Source organism: Oleiphilus sp. HI0125, assembly GCF_001635355.1.
In genome coordinates this window covers 1-1,196 of record NZ_LWGF01000980.1, presented here as the reverse complement: position 1 = coordinate 1,196, position 1,196 = coordinate 1, and the positions used below count along the sequence as shown (strand labels likewise).

Annotated in this window: 2 protein-coding genes; both read right to left on the bottom strand. The window is 41.6% G+C overall.

Going from position 1 to position 1,196, the window contains the following annotated elements:
* Positions 1 to 207, bottom strand: a 207-nt coding sequence (locus tag A3762_RS26605) for an alpha/beta fold hydrolase (protein WP_369820690.1), incomplete at its 3' end; no start/stop codon positions are given.
* 4 nt (positions 208 to 211) lie between these two features.
* Positions 212 to 1,196: hypothetical protein (locus A3762_RS16900; RefSeq protein ID WP_068756741.1), on the bottom strand; the 985-nt coding region annotated here is incomplete at its 5' end.

Sequence of the window (1,196 nt, the reverse complement as noted above, 5' to 3'; positions counted from 1 at the left end):
CGCATTACTCAAAAAGATATCGAAATGTTTACTCAAGGGCCCTAGGAACTTTTCATACACCAAGCCGTTAAATCCATTGCCATGAAGAAAATGAATCACCGGTTTTCCAGTTGGAGGGGTGTAATGTCCACGCAAAGTAAAGCCTGCAGAGACGGTGTATTGCCATGGTTCCAAACCATGAATATACGAAGAGACTTGTTGGGCCAAGTGACTACCTATGAGTGATTAATGCCTGATATTTCTTTTTCAATGAATGAGTCATTTCATTGCTAATCGCATCCAGCGACTCTAAAGAAACAGGAGGATAATAATGCGAGCGGTAATGGTTCACAAATTTTAGTGTTAAAAAACCATCAAACCACTGGTGAAAGGCACTCTCAAATTGGCTTGGTGTATTCACTTGACGATGAGCATGCTGACAAAACGTATCAAAGCCTAAGTATTTCAGCGTGTCCAATAGTTTAGTGTTTTTGGATAAAGCGCCAATAAAACTCGGCATGATACGCTCCATCTCACCCAATAAAATCGCCTGTTCTAAGGAATCATATAAGTACTTAAGATCTGCGAATGTCTTAGGAGAATCGAAGCCGTAGTCATCGCCTTGGTTGTGCTCATGCTTCATTTTTTCCAAGGATTGGCCAGTACCAAAGGGGACTCGTGAACTTAATCTGCCAGCCACACTCACAACAGGAGATTCTATACTTTCAACACCATGTAATTTGGCCAGTTTATTGAGCAGATAAAAGTCTTCTCCAGCTGATTTTTTAGGTACACCTCGAACCCGACAGTAATCGTCCACATCAATCACTATGATCGAACCAAGCGCTATATATCCGTAAGGAGACCCTGATGCTTTCAAGCGTTCAGCGACATAATGCAGTTTAAAATCATACAAAGCGCTTTCCCTAGCTAGCCCCTGCTCTGCCTGATGTTCAACACCTAAAACACATGCACTAGGACGGCTTTCAAAAGATGGGAGGTCAAAATAATCTGAGGGCAAGATAGCGTCAGCATCACTAAAATACAGCCAAGTAGGTATATGGTTTGAGAGCTGCGCGATAACTATATCTGCCCCAATTTTTCGCGCCAAGCCTACTGCTTTTTTAGCAGGTAATAGACGAGTTTGAGCGCAGTGATCAATGATTATTAATCGATGCCAATCATTTAACCTTGCAAGATAAATATGTGGATTTAAA